Annotated in this window: 14 protein-coding genes and 1 pseudogene; 9 read left to right on the top strand and 6 right to left on the bottom strand. The window is 65.0% G+C overall.

Going from position 1 to position 19,080, the window contains the following annotated elements:
• The 3 genes from AC630_RS24365 to AC630_RS24375 form a co-directional block, all read left to right on the top strand.
• The coding region (locus tag AC630_RS24365; protein ID WP_208867043.1) for a tetratricopeptide repeat protein at positions 1-1,290 on the top strand (1,290 nt) is incomplete at its 5' end.
• A 241-nt stretch (positions 1,291-1,531) separates the two neighbouring features.
• On the top strand, positions 1,532-2,449 hold the full coding sequence (locus AC630_RS24370; protein WP_074120982.1) for a sulfite exporter TauE/SafE family protein: 918 nt from the start codon (positions 1,532-1,534) through the stop codon (positions 2,447-2,449).
• Positions 2,446-3,216, top strand: coding sequence for a TIGR02186 family protein (locus AC630_RS24375; RefSeq protein ID WP_074120983.1), 771 nt, complete (start codon positions 2,446-2,448; stop codon positions 3,214-3,216). The genes AC630_RS24370 and AC630_RS24375 overlap by 4 nt, the downstream gene beginning before the upstream one ends.
• A 119-nt stretch (positions 3,217-3,335) precedes the next feature.
• On the opposite strand, the gene AC630_RS24380 is transcribed toward AC630_RS24375, so the two are convergent.
• Entirely contained in the window at positions 3,336-4,109 is a 774-nt protein-coding gene (locus tag AC630_RS24380) for an MBL fold metallo-hydrolase (RefSeq protein ID WP_074120984.1), read from the bottom strand.
• A 12-nt stretch (positions 4,110-4,121) separates the two neighbouring features.
• Entirely contained in the window at positions 4,122-5,030 is a 909-nt protein-coding gene (locus tag AC630_RS24385) for a DMT family transporter (RefSeq protein ID WP_074120985.1), read from the bottom strand.
• Between the two features lie 122 nt (positions 5,031-5,152).
• Here AC630_RS24385 and AC630_RS24390 point away from each other — a divergent pair, with 122 nt between their 5' ends.
• Entirely contained in the window at positions 5,153-6,016 is an 864-nt protein-coding gene (locus AC630_RS24390; protein ID WP_074121002.1) for a LysR family transcriptional regulator, read from the top strand.
• A 48-nt stretch (positions 6,017-6,064) separates the two neighbouring features.
• Here AC630_RS24390 and AC630_RS24395 read toward each other — a convergent pair whose 3' ends face one another.
• Positions 6,065-6,298 carry a hypothetical protein gene (locus tag AC630_RS24395; RefSeq protein WP_074120986.1) on the bottom strand — a complete coding sequence of 78 codons (234 nt, stop codon included), beginning with the start codon at positions 6,296-6,298 and terminating at the stop codon, positions 6,065-6,067.
• A 206-nt stretch (positions 6,299-6,504) separates the two neighbouring features.
• Here AC630_RS24395 and AC630_RS24400 point away from each other — a divergent pair, with 206 nt between their 5' ends.
• Both AC630_RS24400 and AC630_RS24405 read left to right on the top strand, forming a co-directional pair.
• Positions 6,505-9,030, top strand: a complete 2,526-nt coding sequence (locus AC630_RS24400; protein ID WP_074120987.1) for a glycogen/starch/alpha-glucan phosphorylase — start codon at positions 6,505-6,507, stop codon at positions 9,028-9,030.
• A gap of 225 nt (positions 9,031-9,255) precedes the next feature.
• Positions 9,256-10,071 (top strand): acyl-CoA thioesterase, encoded by an 816-nt coding sequence (locus AC630_RS24405; RefSeq protein ID WP_074120988.1) that lies wholly within the window; start codon positions 9,256-9,258, stop codon positions 10,069-10,071.
• Positions 10,072-10,167: 96 nt separating this feature from the next.
• On the opposite strand, the gene AC630_RS24410 is transcribed toward AC630_RS24405, so the two are convergent.
• The 3 genes from AC630_RS24410 to AC630_RS24420 form a co-directional block, all read right to left on the bottom strand.
• A complete protein-coding gene (locus tag AC630_RS24410; RefSeq protein WP_074120989.1) occupies positions 10,168-11,784 on the bottom strand; it encodes a phosphoenolpyruvate carboxykinase in 1,617 nt (538 codons plus the stop codon).
• Positions 11,785-12,070: 286 nt separating this feature from the next.
• Positions 12,071-14,665, bottom strand: a complete 2,595-nt coding sequence (locus tag AC630_RS24415; RefSeq protein ID WP_074120990.1) for a CHAT domain-containing tetratricopeptide repeat protein — start codon at positions 14,663-14,665, stop codon at positions 12,071-12,073.
• A 77-nt stretch (positions 14,666-14,742) separates the two neighbouring features.
• Entirely contained in the window at positions 14,743-15,477 is a 735-nt protein-coding gene (locus AC630_RS24420) for a HugZ family pyridoxamine 5'-phosphate oxidase (protein WP_074120991.1), read from the bottom strand.
• Between the two features lie 242 nt (positions 15,478-15,719).
• Here AC630_RS24420 and AC630_RS24425 point away from each other — a divergent pair, with 242 nt between their 5' ends.
• The 3 genes and pseudogenes from AC630_RS24425 to AC630_RS24435 all read left to right on the top strand — a co-directional run bounded on the left by AC630_RS24425 (position 15,720) and on the right by AC630_RS24435 (position 18,897).
• Entirely contained in the window at positions 15,720-16,421 is a 702-nt protein-coding gene (locus tag AC630_RS24425; protein ID WP_008542552.1) for a response regulator transcription factor, read from the top strand.
• Between the two features lie 215 nt (positions 16,422-16,636).
• Positions 16,637-18,433, top strand: a complete 1,797-nt coding sequence (locus AC630_RS24430) for a sensor histidine kinase (RefSeq protein ID WP_074120992.1) — start codon at positions 16,637-16,639, stop codon at positions 18,431-18,433.
• Positions 18,430-18,897: pseudogene (locus AC630_RS24435) on the top strand (HPr kinase/phosphorylase). The gene AC630_RS24430 and the pseudogene AC630_RS24435 overlap by 4 nt, the downstream one beginning before the upstream one ends.
• The last annotated feature ends 183 nt before the right edge of the window (positions 18,898-19,080 follow it).

Genomic DNA, 19,080 nt, shown 5'->3' on the forward strand with positions numbered 1-19,080 from the left:
CGCGCCGCGCAGGCCGCCGCCGCGCAGCCGGAAAAGCCGGCTCGCGGCGCCAAGTCGAGTGCTAAGGGCGGGGCCGATCGCTCCAAGGACAAGGGCAAGGAGGGCGGCTCGACCTTCACCTCGAAGATCCGCTCGCTGCTGGTCGGCGCAAGCGTGGTCGTGATCGTGCTCGGCACCTTCAAGATGGCGATGAACCTGCTCGATGGCGGCAGCGCGCCGCCGGCACCGCAGGCAATGGAGGGTTCGTCGAGCGAGCGGGCACCGCAAGCGCCGCCACCGCCGGTCGAGAGCAAGCCCGCCGCGCCCGAGCAGGTCACACCGTCGATGACCTCGCCGACGCCGATCGGCCGGCAGTCGCAGAACAATGCCGTGCCGGCTCCCATGTCGGCTCCCATGTCGGCTCCCGTGGCCGCTCCCATGTCCCCTCCCCTGGCCAACTCAGGCAGCGCGGCTTCAGTCGAAATTCCGCCCGCCCCCGCAGCGGCGCCACCGCCGCCGACGGCGAGCAGCGACGTCACCGGCGCGCTGTCAGGCACGAGCCGCGCCAAGCTCAGCCTCGTGCAGGTGCCGCCGAGCGAAAAGCTGCCTGACGGAATCGGCGGACCGGTGCTGCGCACCGCCGCGATGAAGGGCGATGCGACCGCGGCCTACGAGATCGGCGTGCGCTTCGCCGAGGGCAAGGGCATCGCAGCGAATTACGACGAAGCAGCGAAGTGGTATGACCGCGCGGCGCAGGCCGGCGTGGTGCCCGCGACCTTCCGCCTCGGCACGCTCTATGAGAAGGGCCTCGGCGTGAAGAGGGACGCCGACATCGCCCGCCGCTACTACACGCAGGCCGCCGAGCGCGGCAACGCCAAGGCGATGCACAATCTGGCGGTGCTCGACGCCGACGGCGGCGGACGCGGCGCCAACTACACGAGCGCGGCGCAGTGGTTCCGCAAGGCCGCCGACCGCGGCGTCGCCGACAGCCAGTTCAATCTCGGCATCCTCTATGCCCGCGGCATCGGCGTCGAACAGAACCTCGCCGAGTCCTACAAATGGTTCAGCTTAGCTGCTGCCCAGGGCGATGCGGATGCGGCCGGCAAGCGCGATGACATCGCCAAGCGCCTCGATCCGCAGTCGCTCGCCGCCGCCAAGCTCGCGATCCAGACCTTCAGCGCCGAACCGCAACCTGACGACGCCGTCAATGTCACGGCGCCCGCCGGCGGCTGGGACAGCGCGCCACAGGCAAGCGCCAAGCCCGCGCCGAAACCTGTTGTGGCCAAGCGCTCTGCCTCGGCCGCGCATTAGAGGCTCACTCCCGCCCCTCATGGTGAGGAGCGCGCCCTAGCCGCGCGTCTCGAACCATGAAGGCCCGACTACCGATCCGGGCCTCGCCCTTCGAGACGCCTGCTGCGCAGGTCCTCAGGGTGAGGAGCACTAGCCAAGGCGTGGCGCAATATCCCGATGCTTCGGGGTCGGCTCGCACATTTTGCGCACATCGGCTATTGAGGGGCGCGGCAATCGATCCGTCTCGCTGGCACGTGGTTCAATGCAGCTCTATCTCCCGATCGCCGATCTTCCGGTCAACGTCTTCCTGGTGCTGGCGATGGGCGCGGCGGTCGGCTTCGTCTCCGGCATGTTCGGGATCGGCGGCGGCTTCCTGATGACGCCGCTCCTGATCTTCATCGGCATCACGCCGGCGGTCGCGGTTGCCTCCGTCGCGAGCCACATCGCGGCCTCCTCCTTTTCCGGCGCATTGTCTTATTGGCGGCGGCGCGCGATGGACCCGGCGCTGGCAGGCGTGCTGCTATGCGGCGGCGTGACCGGCACGGCGCTCGGGGTATGGACCTTCACGCAGCTCCGCGCACTCGGCCAGCTCGACCTGATGATCGCGCTGTCCTACGTCGTGCTGCTCACCACCGTCGGCAGCCTGATGTTCTCCGAGGGCCTGCGCGCCCTGATGCGGACCCGGCGCGGTGCGGTGCCGCCGCGACGCACCCACAACTGGATCCATGGCCTGCCGCTGAAGATGCGGTTCAAGCGCTCGAAGATCTACCTCTCGGTCATCCCCGTGGTGATCGTCGGCATCGTGATCGGCTTCATCGGCGCCGTCATGGGTATCGGAGGCGGCTTCATCCTGGTGCCGATCATGATCTATCTGTTGCGGGTGCCGACCTCCACGGTGATCGGGACCTCGATGGTGCTCACCCTCGTCACCATGCTGTTCGCGACTATGCTGCACGCGGTGACCAATCACCTGGTGGACGCCGTGCTGGCGTTGATTCTGATGGTCGGCGGCGTTACCGGCGCGCAGTTCGGCGCACGGGCCGGCCAGAAGATCCGCGGCGAGCAGCTGCGGCTGCTGCTCGGCCTCTTGATCCTCTCGGTCGGCGTCCGCTTCGCGGTCGAGCTGGTGATCCGGCCCGAGGACCTCTTCACCATCCGCGAGCTGGGGGTGAGTGGATGATTCGCGCACTCCTCGCAGCCCTTCTTCTCCTGCTGCTCGCCTCAGCCGCGCGCGCCGAGCGGCTGATCGTGTCGGTCTCCAACCACCGTGTCACGGTGACGCCGAACTATTCCGGCGAAGAGCTGGTGCTGTTCGGCTCGGTGGAGAAGGACGCCACCACGCCCGCGGATCGCAGGACTTACGATCTCGTCGTCACCGTGATGGGCCCGCGCGCCGACATGGTGACGCGGCGCAAGGAGCGCACCTTCGGCATCTGGATCAACACCGACTACCGGCAGTTCCTGCAGGTGCCGAGCTATCTGGCGCTGTTCGCCAACCGCCCGTTCGACCTGATCACCTCGCCCGAGATCGCGCGCCGGCAGCAGATCGGGCTGAACAACGTGCTGCTGACCCAGCGCGTCAGCGGCGACTATGCCGACGTGGTGCCGAACGACCCGTTCCGCTCCGCCTTCATCCGCCTGCGCACCCAGCACGGGCTCTATCGCGAGGATGCGAGCGCGGTGACGTTCCTGACGCCGACGCTGTTCCGGACCGGCATTCCATTGCCGGCGGAGGTGCCGATCGGGACGTATGAGATCGAGATCAAATTGTTCGCCGACGGCGCGTTGATCACCAAGACCGAGACCGCGTTCGAGATCGTCAAGGTCGGCTTCGAGCAGTTCGTCGCCACCGCGGCGCGACAGCACGGACTCATCTACGGCCTCGTCACCGCGGCAATGGCGCTGATGACGGGCTGGATGGCGTCGATCGTGTTCCGGAAGGACTGAGAGGCGTTGTCATTCCGGGGCGCGCGAAGCGCGAGCCCGGAATCCATTGATCAGCGGAGTTGGTGGCACGATGGATTCCGGGCTCGACGCTTCGCGTCGCCCCGGAATGACGGTCGACCTCACGGCGCCTCGATCACCGTCGGCACGCCCGGCTCCAGCAGGCGCAGGCGCGTCCCGAGGCCGAGCACGTCGAAGGTCTTGCGCAGATCCTCGCCGTTCTGGCGGAAATGGGCCCAGCCTTCGGTATGCAGGGGCACGATCATCGCATCGGGAAAGGCGCGCGCGGTCTCGACGGTGTCGTTGGTGTCCATGGTGAGATGAAACGGCCCGCGCGTTTGCGCCGCGCCCGCGAAGGGCAGCACCACGCCGCATTTGAAGCGGCGCGCGACCTCGGCGACGCCGTCGAACCAGGTGGTGTCGCCGCTGATATAGACCGCTCGCGTGTCCTTCCGGCTCGATGACACCACGAAGCCGATGACATCACCGGACAGCGGCTCGATGCCGGCCGGGCCGTGACGCGCCGGCGTTGCGGTGATCGTCAGCGAATTGCCGTCGCCATCCTTCAGATGCGCAGTATCCCACGGCGCGAGGCCTTCGACATGGCCGCCGAGGCGTTTGGCGCCCGCCTCGGTCGTCAGCACGCGCTTCACTTTGCGCAGGAACTCGCGGCCGGAATTATCGAGATTGTCCGAATGCTGGTCGTGGCTGAGCAGGACCGCATCGACCGGGCCGATCGCGTCGGCCTTCATCGCGGGGCCGATGGTCTTCTCCAGCCTCACATGCGGCAGCTGGTAGGCGCCGGGCGCATCGAAAGTCGGATCGGTGAGCAGGCGGAAGCCATCGATCTCGATCAGCGCGGTCGGGCCCCCGATCAGGGTGATGGAAACGGGCATGAGGGAACTCCTCTACGAGACGGGCTTTGCGGGGCGCGTCACCAGGTAAATGCCGAGCGCCACCGGAATGATCCCGAGCAGATCGCGGGCCTCGACGTGTTCGCCGAGCACGATGTAAGCGAACAGCATGCCGAGCGGCGGCATCAGGAAATGATAGGCGCTGGCGGCAGTGGCGCCACACACTTTCAGGAGATGAAACCAGAGCCAGTAGGCGAGGATCGAGCCGCCGAGCACGAGGAACGCGAAGGCGCCAATCAGGCTCGGGGTGAAGTCGATTGCATGGACATCGGCGAAGGTCAGCGCGACCGGAGTCAGCGCGAAGCCGGCAGCGAGGTTCTGCACGCCGTTGCCGATCCACAGGCTTCCCTTCGGCGCGAGCAGCTTGAACAGGATCGTGCCTGCAACGATCGAGGCCAGCGAGGCCAGCGTGAAGATGATGCCGTGCAAGGAGTCAGTGCCGACTGAGAGTCGATGCCAGACGATCAGCGTCACGCCGATGATTCCGAGCAAGAGGCCGCTCGCCTTGCACCAGGTCATGCCTTCGCCGAGCAGGAGCGCCGCGAGCGCGGCGGTGAACACCGGATTTGCCGAGACGATCAGGCCGCCGAGGCCGGCGGAGACCGATTGCAGGCCGGTGTAGCCGAGCCCGAGATAGAGCGCGTTGTTGGCGATGCCGAGCACCGCGAAGATCGCGACATCGCACCACGACAGGGACCAGTCGCCGCGGATCGACGTGGCGCCGAGGATCAAAATGCCGGCGAGCGAGAAGCGCGCGGCGAGCAGGATCAGCGGCGGGCAATGGGTGACGCCGATCTTGCCGGCGACGAAGGCGTAGCTCCAGAGCAGGCAAAACAGTCCGATCGCGAGCGGCAGCGTGTTGAATCGGCTGCGGGGAGCGGGAAGCGAGGTGGCGAGCGACATGCAGTTTCTCTTGCAGTTTCCCTTGGGGGCATTCTTCTGAGCCCTCGATCTAGGGACGCGGCTTGTCATTTGGAAATTAAATGATTAACTGCCATCCAGTGGATTTTCGAATGGAGGCGTCCATGCTCGATCTGGAGCTCCTACGCAGCTTCGTCTCGGTGGTCGAGGCCGGCGGCTTCACCCGCGCCGGCGAGCGCGTTCACCGCACGCAATCGACCGTTAGTCAGCAGATCAAGCGGCTTGAGGAAGACGTCGGGCAGGTGCTGCTGCACCGTGACGGCAAATACGTGCGCCCGACCGAGGCCGGCGAACGGCTGCTGTCCTATGCGCGGCGGCTGCTCTCGCTCGCCGAGGAGGCGCGCGACGTGTTGCGCGAGCCCGACAGCGAAGGCGCGATCCGGCTCGGCATCCCCGAAGATTTTGCGGCGTACCGGCTGACAAAGCTGCTGGGTGCGTTCTCGCGCTCGCATCCGGCGCTGCGGCTGGATGTGCGCGCCGACCAGAGCAAGAACCTGTCCCGCGACCTCGAACGCGGTGAGCTCGACCTTGCGCTATTCAAGCGCGAGGCCGGCGCGAAGGCCGCGATCGCGGTGTGGCCCGAGCGGGTGCACTGGGTCACCAGCAAGAGCCATCCGATCGATGTCAACGCGTCGTCGGTGCCGCTGATCGGCTTTCCGCCCGGCTGCCTCTATCGCGCCGGCGCCATCCACGCGCTGGAAAGCGCCGGCCGGGCCTGGCACATGGCCTATTCGTCATCGAGCCTCGCCGGCATCCAGGCTGCGGTCGCCGCCGGCATGGGCTTGAGCATCCTGTCGGAGATGTCGATCCAGTCCGACCATCGCGTGCTGACCGCGAAGGACGGCTTTGCGCCGATCAACCGGACCGAGATGGCGCTGATGGCCTCGCCGGAGGCGAGCCCGGCAACGCTGCGGCTTGCGGATCGCCTCGCGGAGTTTTGCGATGCGGTGCAAGCGAAGGCGGCGTGAGCTCGCGGGATGGCCGGGACAAGGCGATGAGTTCCGGCGACGCGCCCCTTAATTCGCCGCCGACACCAGCCTGTCCCCGCACGCATTGGCGTAGAACTTGCCGCCGCATTGGCGCTTGATGGCGGCGCAGCGCGCCGCGGTCGACGCATTTAGCGGGAGAGTGAAGCCGCAGCTCAAACCGTCGGCGCTGCGGTCGGATTTGCCTGCGGCAAACGCAGCGCTGGAGGCGGAGATGCAAACGACGAGCAGAGCAGCTGCAGCGATCTCGATCAGCAGTCTCATGGGGCCTCTCCTCCACACTGATGGCTGAATCTGCCGCCATTCTGGCGGCGAATTCAGGTTTCTCCGTGCTCGTCCGGGTTCCCAAACCGGCCCGTTCCTTGCATAAATTTGCACCAGCGCAGTGCACGGCCGCACCGGCAACAGTTCCGGCGCAGCTGCAAGGCGCGTAGGGTGAGTAGTGTTCTCGCGACCAGGAAGTGACGGCTTTGCAAGATTCATCGTCCCAGCCCAGTTTTCCCGCCCCCGGGCAGCCGATCGACGAACTCGCGCTGGCTGAGATCAAGGGCACGATCCTGGCGAAGCTGCGCCTTGCCATCGGCAAGGACGCCGGCATGGCGACCAGGCACGACTGGTATCAGGCCGCCGCGCTCGCGCTGCGGGACCGCATCGTGCATCGCTGGCTCAGCGCCGAGAAGCGCAGCTACGATGCGGGGCGCAAGCGCGTCTATTATCTCTCGCTCGAATTCCTGATCGGCCGTCTCTTCACCGACGCGCTGAACAATATGGGGCTGCTGAAGATCTTCGAGGTCGCGCTCGGCGATCTCGGCGTCTCGCTGTCCGAGCTGCGCAAATGCGAGCCGGACGCGGCGCTCGGTAATGGCGGCCTGGGGCGGCTTGCCGCCTGCTTCATGGAGAGCATGGCGACGCTGTCGATCCCCGCGATCGGCTACGGCATCCGCTACGACTACGGCCTGTTCCGCCAGATCATCAATCAGGGCTGGCAGCAGGAATATCCGGACGAATGGCTGGGCTTCGGCAATCCCTGGGAATTGCAGCGGCCCGAGGTGATCTACGACATTCATTTCGGAGGCGGCGTCGAACATGTCGACGACAAGGGCCGCGACCGCGCGATCTGGCATCCGGGTGAGATCGTGCAGGCGATCGCCTATGACACGCCGATCGTCGGCTGGCGCGGCCAGCACGTCAATGCGCTCCGCCTGTGGTCGGCGCGCTCGCCCGATCCGCTGAAACTCGACGCCTTCAACAATGGCGACTATGTCAGCGCCAGCGCCGAGCAGGCGCGCGCGGAAGCGATCTGCAAATTCCTCTATCCGAACGACGAGAGCCCGGCCGGCCGCGAGCTTCGGCTGCGACAGGAATATTTCTTCGTCTCCGCCTCGCTCCAGGATCTCGTGAAGCGGCATCTTGCATCCGACGGCCAGCTGCGCAGCCTGTCGGCCAAGGTCGCGGTGCAGCTCAACGACACCCATCCGAGCCTCGCCGTCACCGAGCTGATGCGGATCCTCGTCGACCTGCACAATTTCCGCTGGGACGAGGCCTGGAAGATCACGGTCGCCACCCTCTCCTACACCAATCACACGCTGCTGCCCGAGGCGCTCGAGAGCTGGCCGGTCGAGCTGTTCGAGCGACTGTTGCCGCGGCATCTCGAGATCATCTACCGCATCAACGTGCAGCATCTCGCCCTCGCCGAATCGCGCTGCCCGGGCGACATCGACTTCCGCGCCTCGGTCTCGCTGATCGACGAGAAGAGCGGCCGCCGCGTGCGCATGGGCCAGCTCGCCTTCGTCGGCTCGCACCGCATCAACGGCGTCTCGGCGATGCATTCGGACCTGATGCGCGAGACCGTCTTCCACGATCTCAACCATCTCTATCCCGGCCGCATCACCAACAAGACCAACGGCATCACCTTCCGCCGCTGGCTGATGCTGGCGAACCCGAAGCTGACCGATTTGTTGCGCGAGACCTGCGGCGATGCCGTGCTCGACGATCCGACCCAGCTCAGCCTGATCGAGGCCCGCGCCAGCGACGTCGAATTCCAGAAGAAGTTCCGCAGCGTCAAGCATCACAACAAGATCGCGCTCGCGCGCCTGATCGGCGAACGGCTCGGCATCCAGGTCGACCCGAGCGCGCTGTTCGACGTGCAGATCAAGCGCATCCACGAGTACAAGCGCCAGCTCCTCAACGTCATCGAGACGGTCGCGCTGTACCAATCGATCAAGGACGATCCCAACGGCAACTGGGTGCCGCGGGTGAAGATCTTTGCCGGCAAGGCGGCGGCGAGCTATCGCTACGCCAAGCTGATCATCAAGCTGATCAACGACGTCGCCGAGGTCGTCAACAACGATCCTTCGATCGGCGGCAGGCTGAAGGTCGTCTTCCTGCCGGACTACAATGTCAGCCTTGCGGAGGTGATCATTCCAGCGGCCGACCTCTCCGAGCAGATCTCGACCGCCGGCATGGAAGCTTCCGGCACCGGCAACATGAAGCTGGCGCTCAATGGCGCCATCACCATCGGCACGCTCGACGGCGCCAACATCGAGATCCGTGACCATGTCGGCGCAGAGAACATTGCGATCTTCGGCATGGAGGCCGGCGACGTGATGATCCGCCGCAAGCAGGGGCTGGATGCCTCCGACGTGATCCGCAATTCGCCGAAGCTGCAGCGCGCCATCAATGCGATCGGCGCCGGCGAGTTCTCGCCCGGCGATCCCGGCCGCTTCGAATCCATCGCGCACGCGCTGCGCTATCTCGACCACTACATGGTCAGCGCCGATTTCGATTCGTATTACGGGGCGCAGCGCGCGATCGATGCACGCTGGCAGGTCGCGCCAGCCTGGACGCGCGCGTCCATCCTCAATGTCGCGCGCATGGCGTGGTTCTCCTCCGACCGCACCATCCGCGAATATGCCGAGGAGATCTGGAACGTGCCGGTGAATCCGATGATGCCCTCCTTCCAGGAGGCGGAGGACCAGCGCGGCGCGACCGGCTGATTTTCCGCAGCGTGAAATCGACTTTACTTGCGAGGTTATTGCATCTCGCGGGAACGATGATGATATGATTGTCATCATCCCCAGTCGGTGTCAGTGATACAGACGCCCTGACGTCAAACACCGTCATTGCGAGCGCAGCGAAGCAATCCAGAATCTTCCGCGGAGGCAGTCTGGATTGCTTCGCTACGCTCGCAATGACGATGGAGTCGGTATCGAGGACCAACAATGCACGCCAAGCTTCCGCATCCCTTCGACGACGCCACCCGCATCACCGCCGGTGACAGCAGCTGGCAGGGGCACACCAGCGACGATTACTGGGCCTTTGTCGGTCCGTTCGGCGGCGCCACGGCCGCGACCATCCTGCGCGCGCTGATCGACCATCCGCAGCGCGCCGGCGATCCGCTGGCACTGACCGTCAATTATTGCGCGCCGATCGCGAAGGGGCCGTTCGATCTCGACGTGCGGCTGGTGAAGGCCAACCGCTCCAGCCAGCACTGGAGCGTCGAACTGTCGCAAGGCGGCAGCGAGGTCGCGACGCTCGCCACCGCCGTGTTCGCCGAGCGCCGCCCGTCCTGGGAGCACAGGGTGGTGACATGTCCGGACACAAAGCCGTTCGAGCAGACGCTGCCATTCCCGAAGATCCAGGCGTCCTGGGCCAACCAGTATGAATTCCGCTTCGTCGAGGGCGAGATGCGGTTGGGGCCGCCGCAGGAGGAGTTGGCCAGCACTTACTCAAAGCTCTGGATCAGCGACCGCGCGCCGCGCAAGCTCGACATGCTGTCGCTGATGTCGATGTCGGACGCCTTCTTCGGCCGCATCTTTCACGCCCGGCGCGCGCTGGTGCCGTTCGGCACGGTGTCGCTGACGACCTATTTCCACGCGGATAGCGAGGAGCTCGCAGCCGAGGACATCACCCGCGTGCTGGCGACTGCCGATTCGAAGATCATGCACAAGAGTTACGCCGACCAGAACGCCGAGCTGTGGTCGCCAAACGGCCGCCTGCTCGCGACCACGACGCAAATCGCGTATTTCAAGGCGTAGCTGCTTCCGCAGGCTCGCAATGACAGCGGAGGGATAGTGCCGAATGTAAAAGGGCGGCCTCACGGCCGCCCTTTCGTATTTTCAAACGGTACGACGTTACTCCGCCGCGAGCTTCACGTCCGGCGCGGCGGCGCGCACTTCGGCGTCGACCTGGGCCTCGAACTTGGCGAAGTTCTTCTGGAACATGCCGACCAGAGCGCGGGCAGTCTTGTCGAACTCGTCCTTGTCCTTCCAGGTGTTGACCGGATTGAGGATCTCGCTCGGCACGCCCGGCAGCGCGGTCGGGACCGCGAAGCCGAAATATTTGTCGGTGCGGAATTCGACGTTGCGCAAGGAACCGTCGAGCGCGGCGGTGAGCAGCGCGCGCGTCACCTTGATCGGCATGCGCGAGCCGACGCCGTACTTGCCGCCGGTCCATCCCGTGTTGACCAGCCAGCAGTCGACACCGTGCTTGGCGATCAGGTCGCGCAGCATGTTGCCATAGACGCTGGGGTCGAGCGGCAGGAAGGGCGAGCCGAAGCAGGTCGAGAATTCCGGCTGCGGCTCGTTGCCGAGACCGCGCTCGGTGCCCGCAACCTTGGCGGTGTAGCCGGAGAGGAAGTGATACATCGCCTGCGGCGGCGAGAGCTTTGCGATCGGCGGCAGCACGCCGAAGGCGTCGGCGGCGAGCATCACCACGTTCTTCGGCTGCGGCGCGCGGCCGGTGCGCGAAGCGTTCGGGATGAAGTCGAGCGGATAGGCCGAACGGGTGTTCTCGGTCTTGGAGCCATCGTCGAAATCGACGACGCGGGTGTCTTCGTCGAGCACGCAGTTCTCGAGCACCGCGCCGAAGCGCGTCGAGGCGGCATAAATCTGGGGCTCGGCTTCCTGCGACAGCTTGATGCACTTGGCGTAGCAGCCGCCTTCGAAGTTGAACACGCCGTTCGGGCCCCAGCCGTGCTCGTCGTCGCCGATCAGCGTACGGTTGGGATCGGCCGACAGCGTGGTCTTGCCGGTGCCGGACAGGCCGAAGAAGATCGCAGCGTCGTCGTTGGCACCGACATTGGCCGAGCAGTGCATCGGCATCACGCCACGCTCGGGCAGATAGTAGTTCAGCGTGGTGAAGACCGACTTCTTCATCTCGCCGGCATAGTAGGAGCCACCGATCAGGACGATCTTGCGGGTGAAATCGATGGCAACGACGTTCTCCGAGCGCACGCCATGACGCTTCGGATCAGCGCGGAAGCTCGGCATGTCGATGATGGTGAGCTCCGGCGTGAAGGTCGCAAGCTCGACCGCCTCGGGGCGGATCAGGAGCGTGCGGATGAAGAGCGAGTGCCAGGCGAGCTCGGTGAAGACGCGCGTCTTGATCCGGTAGGCCGGATCGGCGCCGCCATAGAGATCCTGCGCGAACAGCGTCTTGCCTTCGGCGTGCTTGAGGAAGTCCTGATAGAGCGCCTCGAACTGCTCCGCGGTGATCGACTGATTGCCGGCCCACCACATCTTCTTGTCGGTGGTCGCGTCACGCACCGTGAACTTGTCCTTCGGGCTGCGGCCGGTGAACTCGCCGGTGTCGGCGCAGAGCGCGCCGTCGGCGGAGAGCACCGCCTCGCCTGCGGAGAGCGAGTACTGGTACAGTTGTGGCGCGCCGAGGTTCCAGTGAACCTGTTTGAGATTCTTTAAGCCGAATTTGTCGGCGCCGAAGGCACCGTTACGCACGCCCGTCTCTTGCACGAAAAAATCCTCCTAGAACCCGCGACACATAGCGCGGCCAAGTTTTGGCGCCATCGCGGTCACCGTGAATTATAGGCCAGCCAGCCTCGGCTGGACGACCTAATAATCATGAACGCTGGCGTTGCCAAGCTGATCCCGCAGGATTTGGTTTATTCAAGGACCGCGCCAAACATCGCGCATGGCAGCTCTGAGCAGGCGCATCAAAAAATCACGAATGATCGCGCAACCAAACGCGCAATTCGCGCATTATCAAAGGTTATTGCGACGCACAATTGTCGAGGCGGGCTTATCTTACCTCACCTTCGCCGATGAGCGCGAAGGGCCCCCACATCGCAGGGTAAGCGTTGCGCGGCGACGAGGTGTCATCAACATACGTTAGCATGGCGCGGCGCAAGGCTTCGGCACGCCCGATTTTTGGTTCGTTTTTCAGCAGCTCGAAAGTCGACGTGGTCAAGCGGGTGGCAGCTTCCGAATCCACTGCCCAATGCGAGACCAGGAGCGCGCGGGCGCCGGCATAGAAGAACGAGCGCGCCAATCCCGACAGCGCTTCCGCGCCGGGCTTGTCGCCGGCGATGGTGTTGCAGGCCGACAGTACGACCCAATCCGCATTGAGCTTGAGCTGGGCAACTTCGCTCGCGGTCAGAAGACCATCGTCAAGCTCCGAGGGCTGATCGGGAATCGAGAGCGCAAGCGAGGGCTCCCCCAGTCCCTTGACGTCGCCGGCAACGAGGCCGTGGGTGGCAAAGTAAACGATGCCATATTGAGCAAGCGCTGCACGCTTGAGCGTCGTTTCGCTGGCATCGCGGCCAAGATGAATGTCCGCCTCGGCCGCGCCGACATCCCTGGCCACGGCGTTCAGCTCGTCCGCAGTATCCGGTAGTTGCGGCAGCGCCTGCGCAAGCCGCGCGCGATCAACGCCGGCGCCGCGCCAGAAGTCGGTATAGGCAATTGTCGCGACGTTGCGCGCCACGACCTTCCCGCTTGCAGCGCGACGATCGGCCGGCCCTTCCAGGGCAGGGTTGAATACGGGGTCGCCAAACCCGGTCATCGGCTTGACGCCCTGGTCCTTGCCCGCGAAGGCGCGCAGCGATTTCAGGCTGACCACCGAGGGCAGCACCGACACGGCCTGACGCCGCAACAGCCAGGCGGCGCTGCGATAGCCTTCGAGCGTGTCCGGGATCGCAGCTTGCGGCGTCTCCGTGACGAGCAGATGAAACGGCAATGCGGTCAGCGCCGCCGATGGCACCACCAGCAGGCTGTGCTTGTCCTTGGTCAGCGCCTCGACCGGGCCGAGCAGCGCGACATAAAGTTCGTTGGCGAGCGCAAGATCGAACAATCCGGATTTGCCGGAGGCATCGCGCGCCTTGCCGACATCGAGGCCCTTGCGAAATGCGCCTACCTTCTGCGCCAGCGCATCCGCACCGAGCGGAATCGCCCTCCAGTCGATGCCATCGCGCGTGATCGCGATGACATAGCTCTGCTTGTCGACGACGGAATAAAGCACCATCGCCTCGTCGACCGACAGCAGCGGCTGGATGTCCTTCACCGTCAGGGGCAGCGGATTGGAGAGCGAGGCGTAGTCGGGGAACTCGACAGCGAACGTCTTCTGCAAGCCGGCGCGCTCGTTCGCGATCGTCGCGATCCGCGCGCGGCCGCGCTGCTCGGCTGCGACGTCACGCTGGGCGGACTGCTTGGACACCGCGGTGATGATCGCCTTGTCGAGCGCCTCGGACTCGGCCGCGAGATCCTGGTCCCGGCGCACCAGCTCAGCGAGCCGGTCGCTGCCAGCGGCTAACCGCACCGCGAGCTTGTTCACGGCCGATGCCGCGGAAGATTGCGTGCCGCGCTGGATCGCGGCCAGCGCCTCGTTCAGCGCCTTTTCATCGGGCAGCAGATATTGCTGTCGCGCGGCAAACAGAATCGGCAGCACGACGCGCAATTGCGCGCGACTGGTCGCGAGTGTCCTTTCCGCCAGCGGCAGCGCGTCCGCGTTTCGTCCGGACACATAGAGAAAATAGGCGAGATTGCTGGTCGAGGTCGCGACATCAGGATGATCCGGCCCGAGCGCCCGCTCGCGGATGACAAGCGCGCGGCGATAAAGCGGCTCGGCATCGGCGTAGCGCTGCTGGTGTTCGTAGAGACCGGCAAGATTGTTGAGAGAGCGCGCGACGTCGGGATGATCCGCTCCCAGCACTTTCTCGCGGATGGCGAGAGAGCGCTTGATCGGCGCCTCGGCATCCGCATCACGATTGAGGTCGCGATCGAGCTGGCCGATATTGTTGAGAATCGTGGCGACTGCCGGATGTTCGGGGCCGCCAACCTTCTGGTAGATCGCGAGCGCGCGCTGAAACAGCGGCTCGGCTTCGCCTTGGCGCTCCTGCCTGACATAGAGCGTGGCCAGATTGTTGAGAGCCTGGCCGACATCGGGGTGCTCGCGCGACAGGCTCTTTTCGCGAACGGCGAGCGCGCGCTTGAACAACGGTTCGGCCTCGGCGAAGCGGCTCTGCCGCTGATAAAGCGCGGCGAGATTGGTCAGCTCGGCCGCAATCAGCGGCGTTTCGAGACCGAGCGATTTTTCCATCAGCGCGATGGCACGCTTGTAGAGCGGCTCGGCCAGATCGTCATGGCCTTGACCGGCATAGACCTGACCGAGGTTGTTCAAGGCGGCGGCGAGTTCGCGACCGTTGTCGCTCTTCTCCAGGCTCGCGACCATTGCCTGTGCCAAAGGCAGCGCTTCCGAATATCTGCCGGCCTTGCTGAGCTCGTCGATCCTGGCGCTCTGCGCGGCGAGATTGCCTTTCTGGGCAAGAGCTGCCGTGACCAGGGAGGCACTCGCCGCGAGCGCCAAAGCCGCGACCAGCGTCAAATGACGGCGTTTCATGAACCCTCTCGCTGGCGACCTCGAACCATTACGGTCTTGGGTCGCCGCAATGGGCAGCAGCGTTCAATTCGTCGGAACTAGTCCGTCTTCGCGCGCGCTTCGCCGGCAAGGCGGACCAGCATCTTGCGCAGCGCCATACCGTTCGTCACCCGCTCCGGGAAATCCAGCCGCAGCGCAGTCTGGCCGTCCTGCATGTCGAGGCCTTCGGGGTCGCAGCCGGTGCAGCGCCAGTCACCATCGGCTACGCCGAGGAGCCTTGTCGCATAGAGGGCCATGGCCTCGCGATGGTCGGCATTCATGTGCTCGACCGCCCCCTCCTCCGCTGCGAGCAGATCATCGGCGCCGGTAAGGTCCGTGAGGAATTGCTCGGGCTTGAGGTCGACGATCCGGCCGAAGCCCGCAACCAGATGGGTTCCCGTGGGCCGAATCCGGAAGAACGAGAAATCCTTAAATGATACAAAGCCTTCTGCCGATAGATGGGCGTTGAGATACCGCCGCTGGAGCAGATCCTTTTCGGCGCCGGCCGGCTCGGCCCGGCCTGACAGCATGATCCGGGCGCCCTCCAACGGATCGCCGGCGGCACGCTCATCCAGCATCAGGGAGACCCGGCTATCGGCGACGATATTCCTGGTGTGCACGGCAAGTCCCGAGATCAGCAGGATGGGCGAACCATCCGGATGGCTCGCCAGATTGACCAGGGAACAATAGGGATCGCCGCTGCCGGCCATCAGGGTTGCCAGCGCACCCTGCCGCGATCGCCGCAGCAGCGATTTGGCAAGCTTTCCGGGGTCGAAATCGGGGGTCGGTTGCATTGGCTTTCTCGGCTCGGGTGGTTGCAAGGTAGGCCTTATTTCGGGTAAACGGGGATCTGGTTATGGGTCGACATGCGGCGAATCCGCCGTATTTCGTGGAACTTGGTCACACTTCAGCCCAGCTTGCATTGCTCGGTGACAAAGTTCGAACCCCAAGTTCGGGACCCATGTATGCGGCGCATCACTGGATTGCTCGCCGTTTTCAAGCCACGACCCAAACGGAAAGCAGAAAGCAGAGGCTCATGCCCACAATCGCTTTGGTCGACGACGACCGCAACATTCTCACATCCGTCTCGATCGCGCTGGAAGCCGAAGGCTACCGCATCATGACCTACACCGACGGCGCCTCCGCACTTGACGGTTTCCGCACCACTCAACCAGATCTCGCCATCCTCGACATCAAGATGCCGCGCATGGACGGCATGGAGACGCTGCGCAGGCTGCGGCAGAAGTCCGACCTGCCGGTGATCTTCCTGACCTCCAAGGACGAGGAGATCGATGAGTTGTTCGGCCTCAAGATGGGCGCCGACGATTTCATCCGCAAACCGTTCTCGCAGCGCCTGCTGGTCGAGCGCGTCAAGGCCGTGCTGCGTCGCTCGGCGCCGAAGGATCCGACCGTCGCGCCGAAGGAGAACGACGCCAAGGCGCTCGATCGCGGCCTACTGCGCATGGATCCGGAACGACATACCTGCACCTGGAAGAACGAGCCGGTGACGCTGACCGTCACCGAATTCCTGATCCTGCAGGCGCTGGCGACCCGGCCCGGCGTGGTGAAGAGCCGCAATGCGCTGATGGACGCCGCCTATGACGATCAGGTCTATGTCGACGACCGCACCATCGACAGCCACATCAAGCGACTGCGCAAGAAGTTCAAGGTGGTCGACAACGAGTTCGAGATGATCGAGACGCTCTACGGCGTCGGCTACCGCTTCAAGGAAGCCTGAGGCGCACGCGCCTTCAATGATGAGAGCATCGCCGGTTCTGATTCCATCGGGACCGCGATGGCTCTAAAGCGCGATGAGATTGGGATGAACAATCATCGCGCTTTAGGTTATTGTTGGAGCATGATCTTTTCGGAAAGCCGCTGCACACTTTTCCGGATCATGCTCTAGGATGCGGGGCCCCCTTCGCACGAGATGTCCTAACGCGGGCGTAAGCATTGCTTGACCGAACGCAGCCTCACGAGAACCAGAGCGCCGGGGATTTCGCATCCGACCGCGTTCCGGAGCACGTCGCCGAGGACAAGGCGGCTCCGCAGGGCTGGGGGCCGCTGAATTGGCTGAAGCGCGCCGGGCAATTCTTCTTCGCGCTGTCCTTCTCCAGCCTGACCCGCCGCATCGTCTCGCTTAACCTCGCCGGCCTCGTCGCGCTGGTCGCGAGCATCCTGTACCTGTCGCAATTCCGCGCCGGCCTGATTGACGCGCGCGCCCAGAGCCTGCTGGTGCAGGCCGAGATCATCGCCGGTGCAATCGGAGCGTCGGCGACGGTGCAGACCAACGCGATCACGGTCGATCCTGACCGGCTGCTCGATCTGAAACTGGGCGACAGCTATGGCGGGACAGACGACTCGCTGGATTTCCCGATCAATCCGGAGCGTGTTGCGCCGGTATTGCGTACGCTGATCTCGCCGACCAAGACCCGCGCCCGGATATTCGATCCCAACGGCACGCTCTTGCTCGATAGCCGCGACCTCGACAACGTACTGGCCTTCCCGCTGCCGCCGCCGTCGGAGAAACCCGGCCTGGTCGAGCGCGGCATGGTCGCAGTGCGCACCTGGCTGAACCGCGGCGACCTGCCGCTCTATCGCGAGCTGGGGCGCGAGAACGGCAAGGGCTATGCGGAAGTGGGCGATGCGCTCCAGGGCCAGAAACGCTCGATGGTGCGGGTCAATTCGCGCGGCGAGGTGATCGTCTCGGTTGCGGTCCCCGTGCTGCGCTCGCGTGCCATCCACGGCGCGCTGATGCTGTCCACCCAGGGCGACGACATCGACCAGATGGTCACCGCCGAGCGCCTCGCCATTCTGAAAGTCGGCGGTGTCGCCGCCGCCGTCATGATCATGCTGTCGCTGCTGCTCGCGAGCACGATCGCAGGCCCGGTGCGCCGGCTCGCCGACAGCGCCGAGCGCGTCCGCCGCCGCATCAAGGCCCGCATCGAGATCCCCGACTTCACCCGCCGCCGCGACGAGATCGGCCATCTTTCCGGGGCGCTGCGCGACATGACCAGCGCGCTCTACAGCCGGATCGAGGCGATCGAGATGTTCGCCGCCGACGTCGCGCACGAATTGAAGAACCCGCTGACCTCGCTGCGCTCCGCCGTCGAGACGCTGCCGCTGGCGCGCAACGAGAGCAGCCGCGCGCGCCTGCTCGAGGTGATCGAGCACGACGTCAAGCGGCTCGACCGCCTGATCTCGGACATCTCGGACGCCAGCCGGCTCGATGCGGAGCTACAGCGGCAGGACGCGATCGCGGTCGATCTCCGTCGCCTGCTCGGCACGCTGGTCTCGGTCGCGAACGAGACCAAGCTCGGCCACGACGTCGCCGTCGAGGCCCGCTTCGAGGGCCGCGGCCCGACCGATACGTTCTCCGTGACCGGCCACGATTCACGGCTGGGGCAGGTGGTCGCCAACCTGCTCTCCAACGCGCAGTCGTTCTCCGAACCCGGCAGCAAGGTGCGTCTCACCTGCCGGCGCGTGCGTTCCGAGATCGAGATCGTGGTCGACGATGACGGTCCCGGCATCCGCGACGATGCGCTGGAGCGCATCTTCGAGCGTTTCTACACCGACCGTCCGCATCAGGGCTTCGGCCAGAACTCCGGCCTCGGCCTGTCGATCTCCAAGCAGATCGTCGACGCCCATGGCGGACGTATCTGGGCCGAGAACCGCCCCGGTCCCGCGGATGCCGACGGCGCGCCGACGGTTGCCGGCGCACGCTTCGTGGTGAGGCTGCCGGCGCTATGAGCGAAGGCGGGCCCAGCGTTCACGCCTCCGCAGTCAAGATCGGACATCTGGCGGTTCTGATCCGCGGGCCCTCGGGCTCCGGCAAGTCGCGCCTTGCCTTCGAATTGATCATGGCGGGGCGCGCCGGCGTGATCGAAAGGACCGTTCTGGTCGGCGATGACCGTGTCCATCTGGCGACAGTCGGCCAGGAAATTGAGGTCCGCCCGGCCCCCATGCTGGCCGGCCTGATCGAAGTCCGCGGGCTCGGAATCCGCCGCTGCGACTTTGTGGAGCATGCGACAGTCGGCCTCGTGGTCGATCTGGACGCCGCGGACGCTGAGCGGCTGCCGCCAGCCGAATCTCTGAAAACAAGCATTTCCGGTGTCGAAATACCGAGAATCCCGGTGGGGCGAGGCTATTTGCCCCTCCCTTTGGTTGTCGCAGCCTTGACCACTACCAAGAGTTAATCTTCGGCTAACTCTTGAGGCGATTGTTTGAAGGGATATGGTAACCATATGAACCTCACTATCGCGACCGGATAGACCGGCGCAGCTCCCCTCATCCATCCGTCTAGATTCAGGGAGATACGCAACATCCCCTCTTGCGCGGGGGCTCTGGATGGTCAAAGTGGCGCGTTCGTGCGGCGCACCAAGAGCGCCCGCGAGGAG

The organism is Bradyrhizobium sp. AS23.2 (assembly GCF_001908185.1).
Lineage (GTDB): Bacteria > Pseudomonadota > Alphaproteobacteria > Rhizobiales > Xanthobacteraceae > Bradyrhizobium.

Bases quoted from the DNA above. Each gene is read 5' to 3' on its own strand.
- AC630_RS24405 (WP_074120988.1), top strand. From the start codon at position 9,256: ATGCACGCCAAGCTTCCGCATCCCTTCGACGACGCCACCCGCATCACC.
- AC630_RS24425 (WP_008542552.1), top strand. From the start codon at position 15,720: ATGCCCACAATCGCTTTGGTCGACGACGACCGCAACATTCTCACATCC.
- AC630_RS24420 (WP_074120991.1), bottom strand. From the start codon at position 15,477: ATGCAACCGACCCCCGATTTCGACCCCGGAAAGCTTGCCAAATCGCTG.
- AC630_RS24385 (WP_074120985.1), bottom strand. From the start codon at position 5,030: ATGTCGCTCGCCACCTCGCTTCCCGCTCCCCGCAGCCGATTCAACACG.
- AC630_RS24375 (WP_074120983.1), top strand. From the start codon at position 2,446: ATGATTCGCGCACTCCTCGCAGCCCTTCTTCTCCTGCTGCTCGCCTCA.
- AC630_RS24390 (WP_074121002.1), top strand. From the start codon at position 5,153: ATGCTCGATCTGGAGCTCCTACGCAGCTTCGTCTCGGTGGTCGAGGCC.
- AC630_RS24380 (WP_074120984.1), bottom strand. From the start codon at position 4,109: ATGCCCGTTTCCATCACCCTGATCGGGGGCCCGACCGCGCTGATCGAG.
- AC630_RS24370 (WP_074120982.1), top strand. From the start codon at position 1,532: ATGCAGCTCTATCTCCCGATCGCCGATCTTCCGGTCAACGTCTTCCTG.
- AC630_RS24415 (WP_074120990.1), bottom strand. From the start codon at position 14,665: ATGAAACGCCGTCATTTGACGCTGGTCGCGGCTTTGGCGCTCGCGGCG.
- AC630_RS24395 (WP_074120986.1), bottom strand. From the start codon at position 6,298: ATGAGACTGCTGATCGAGATCGCTGCAGCTGCTCTGCTCGTCGTTTGC.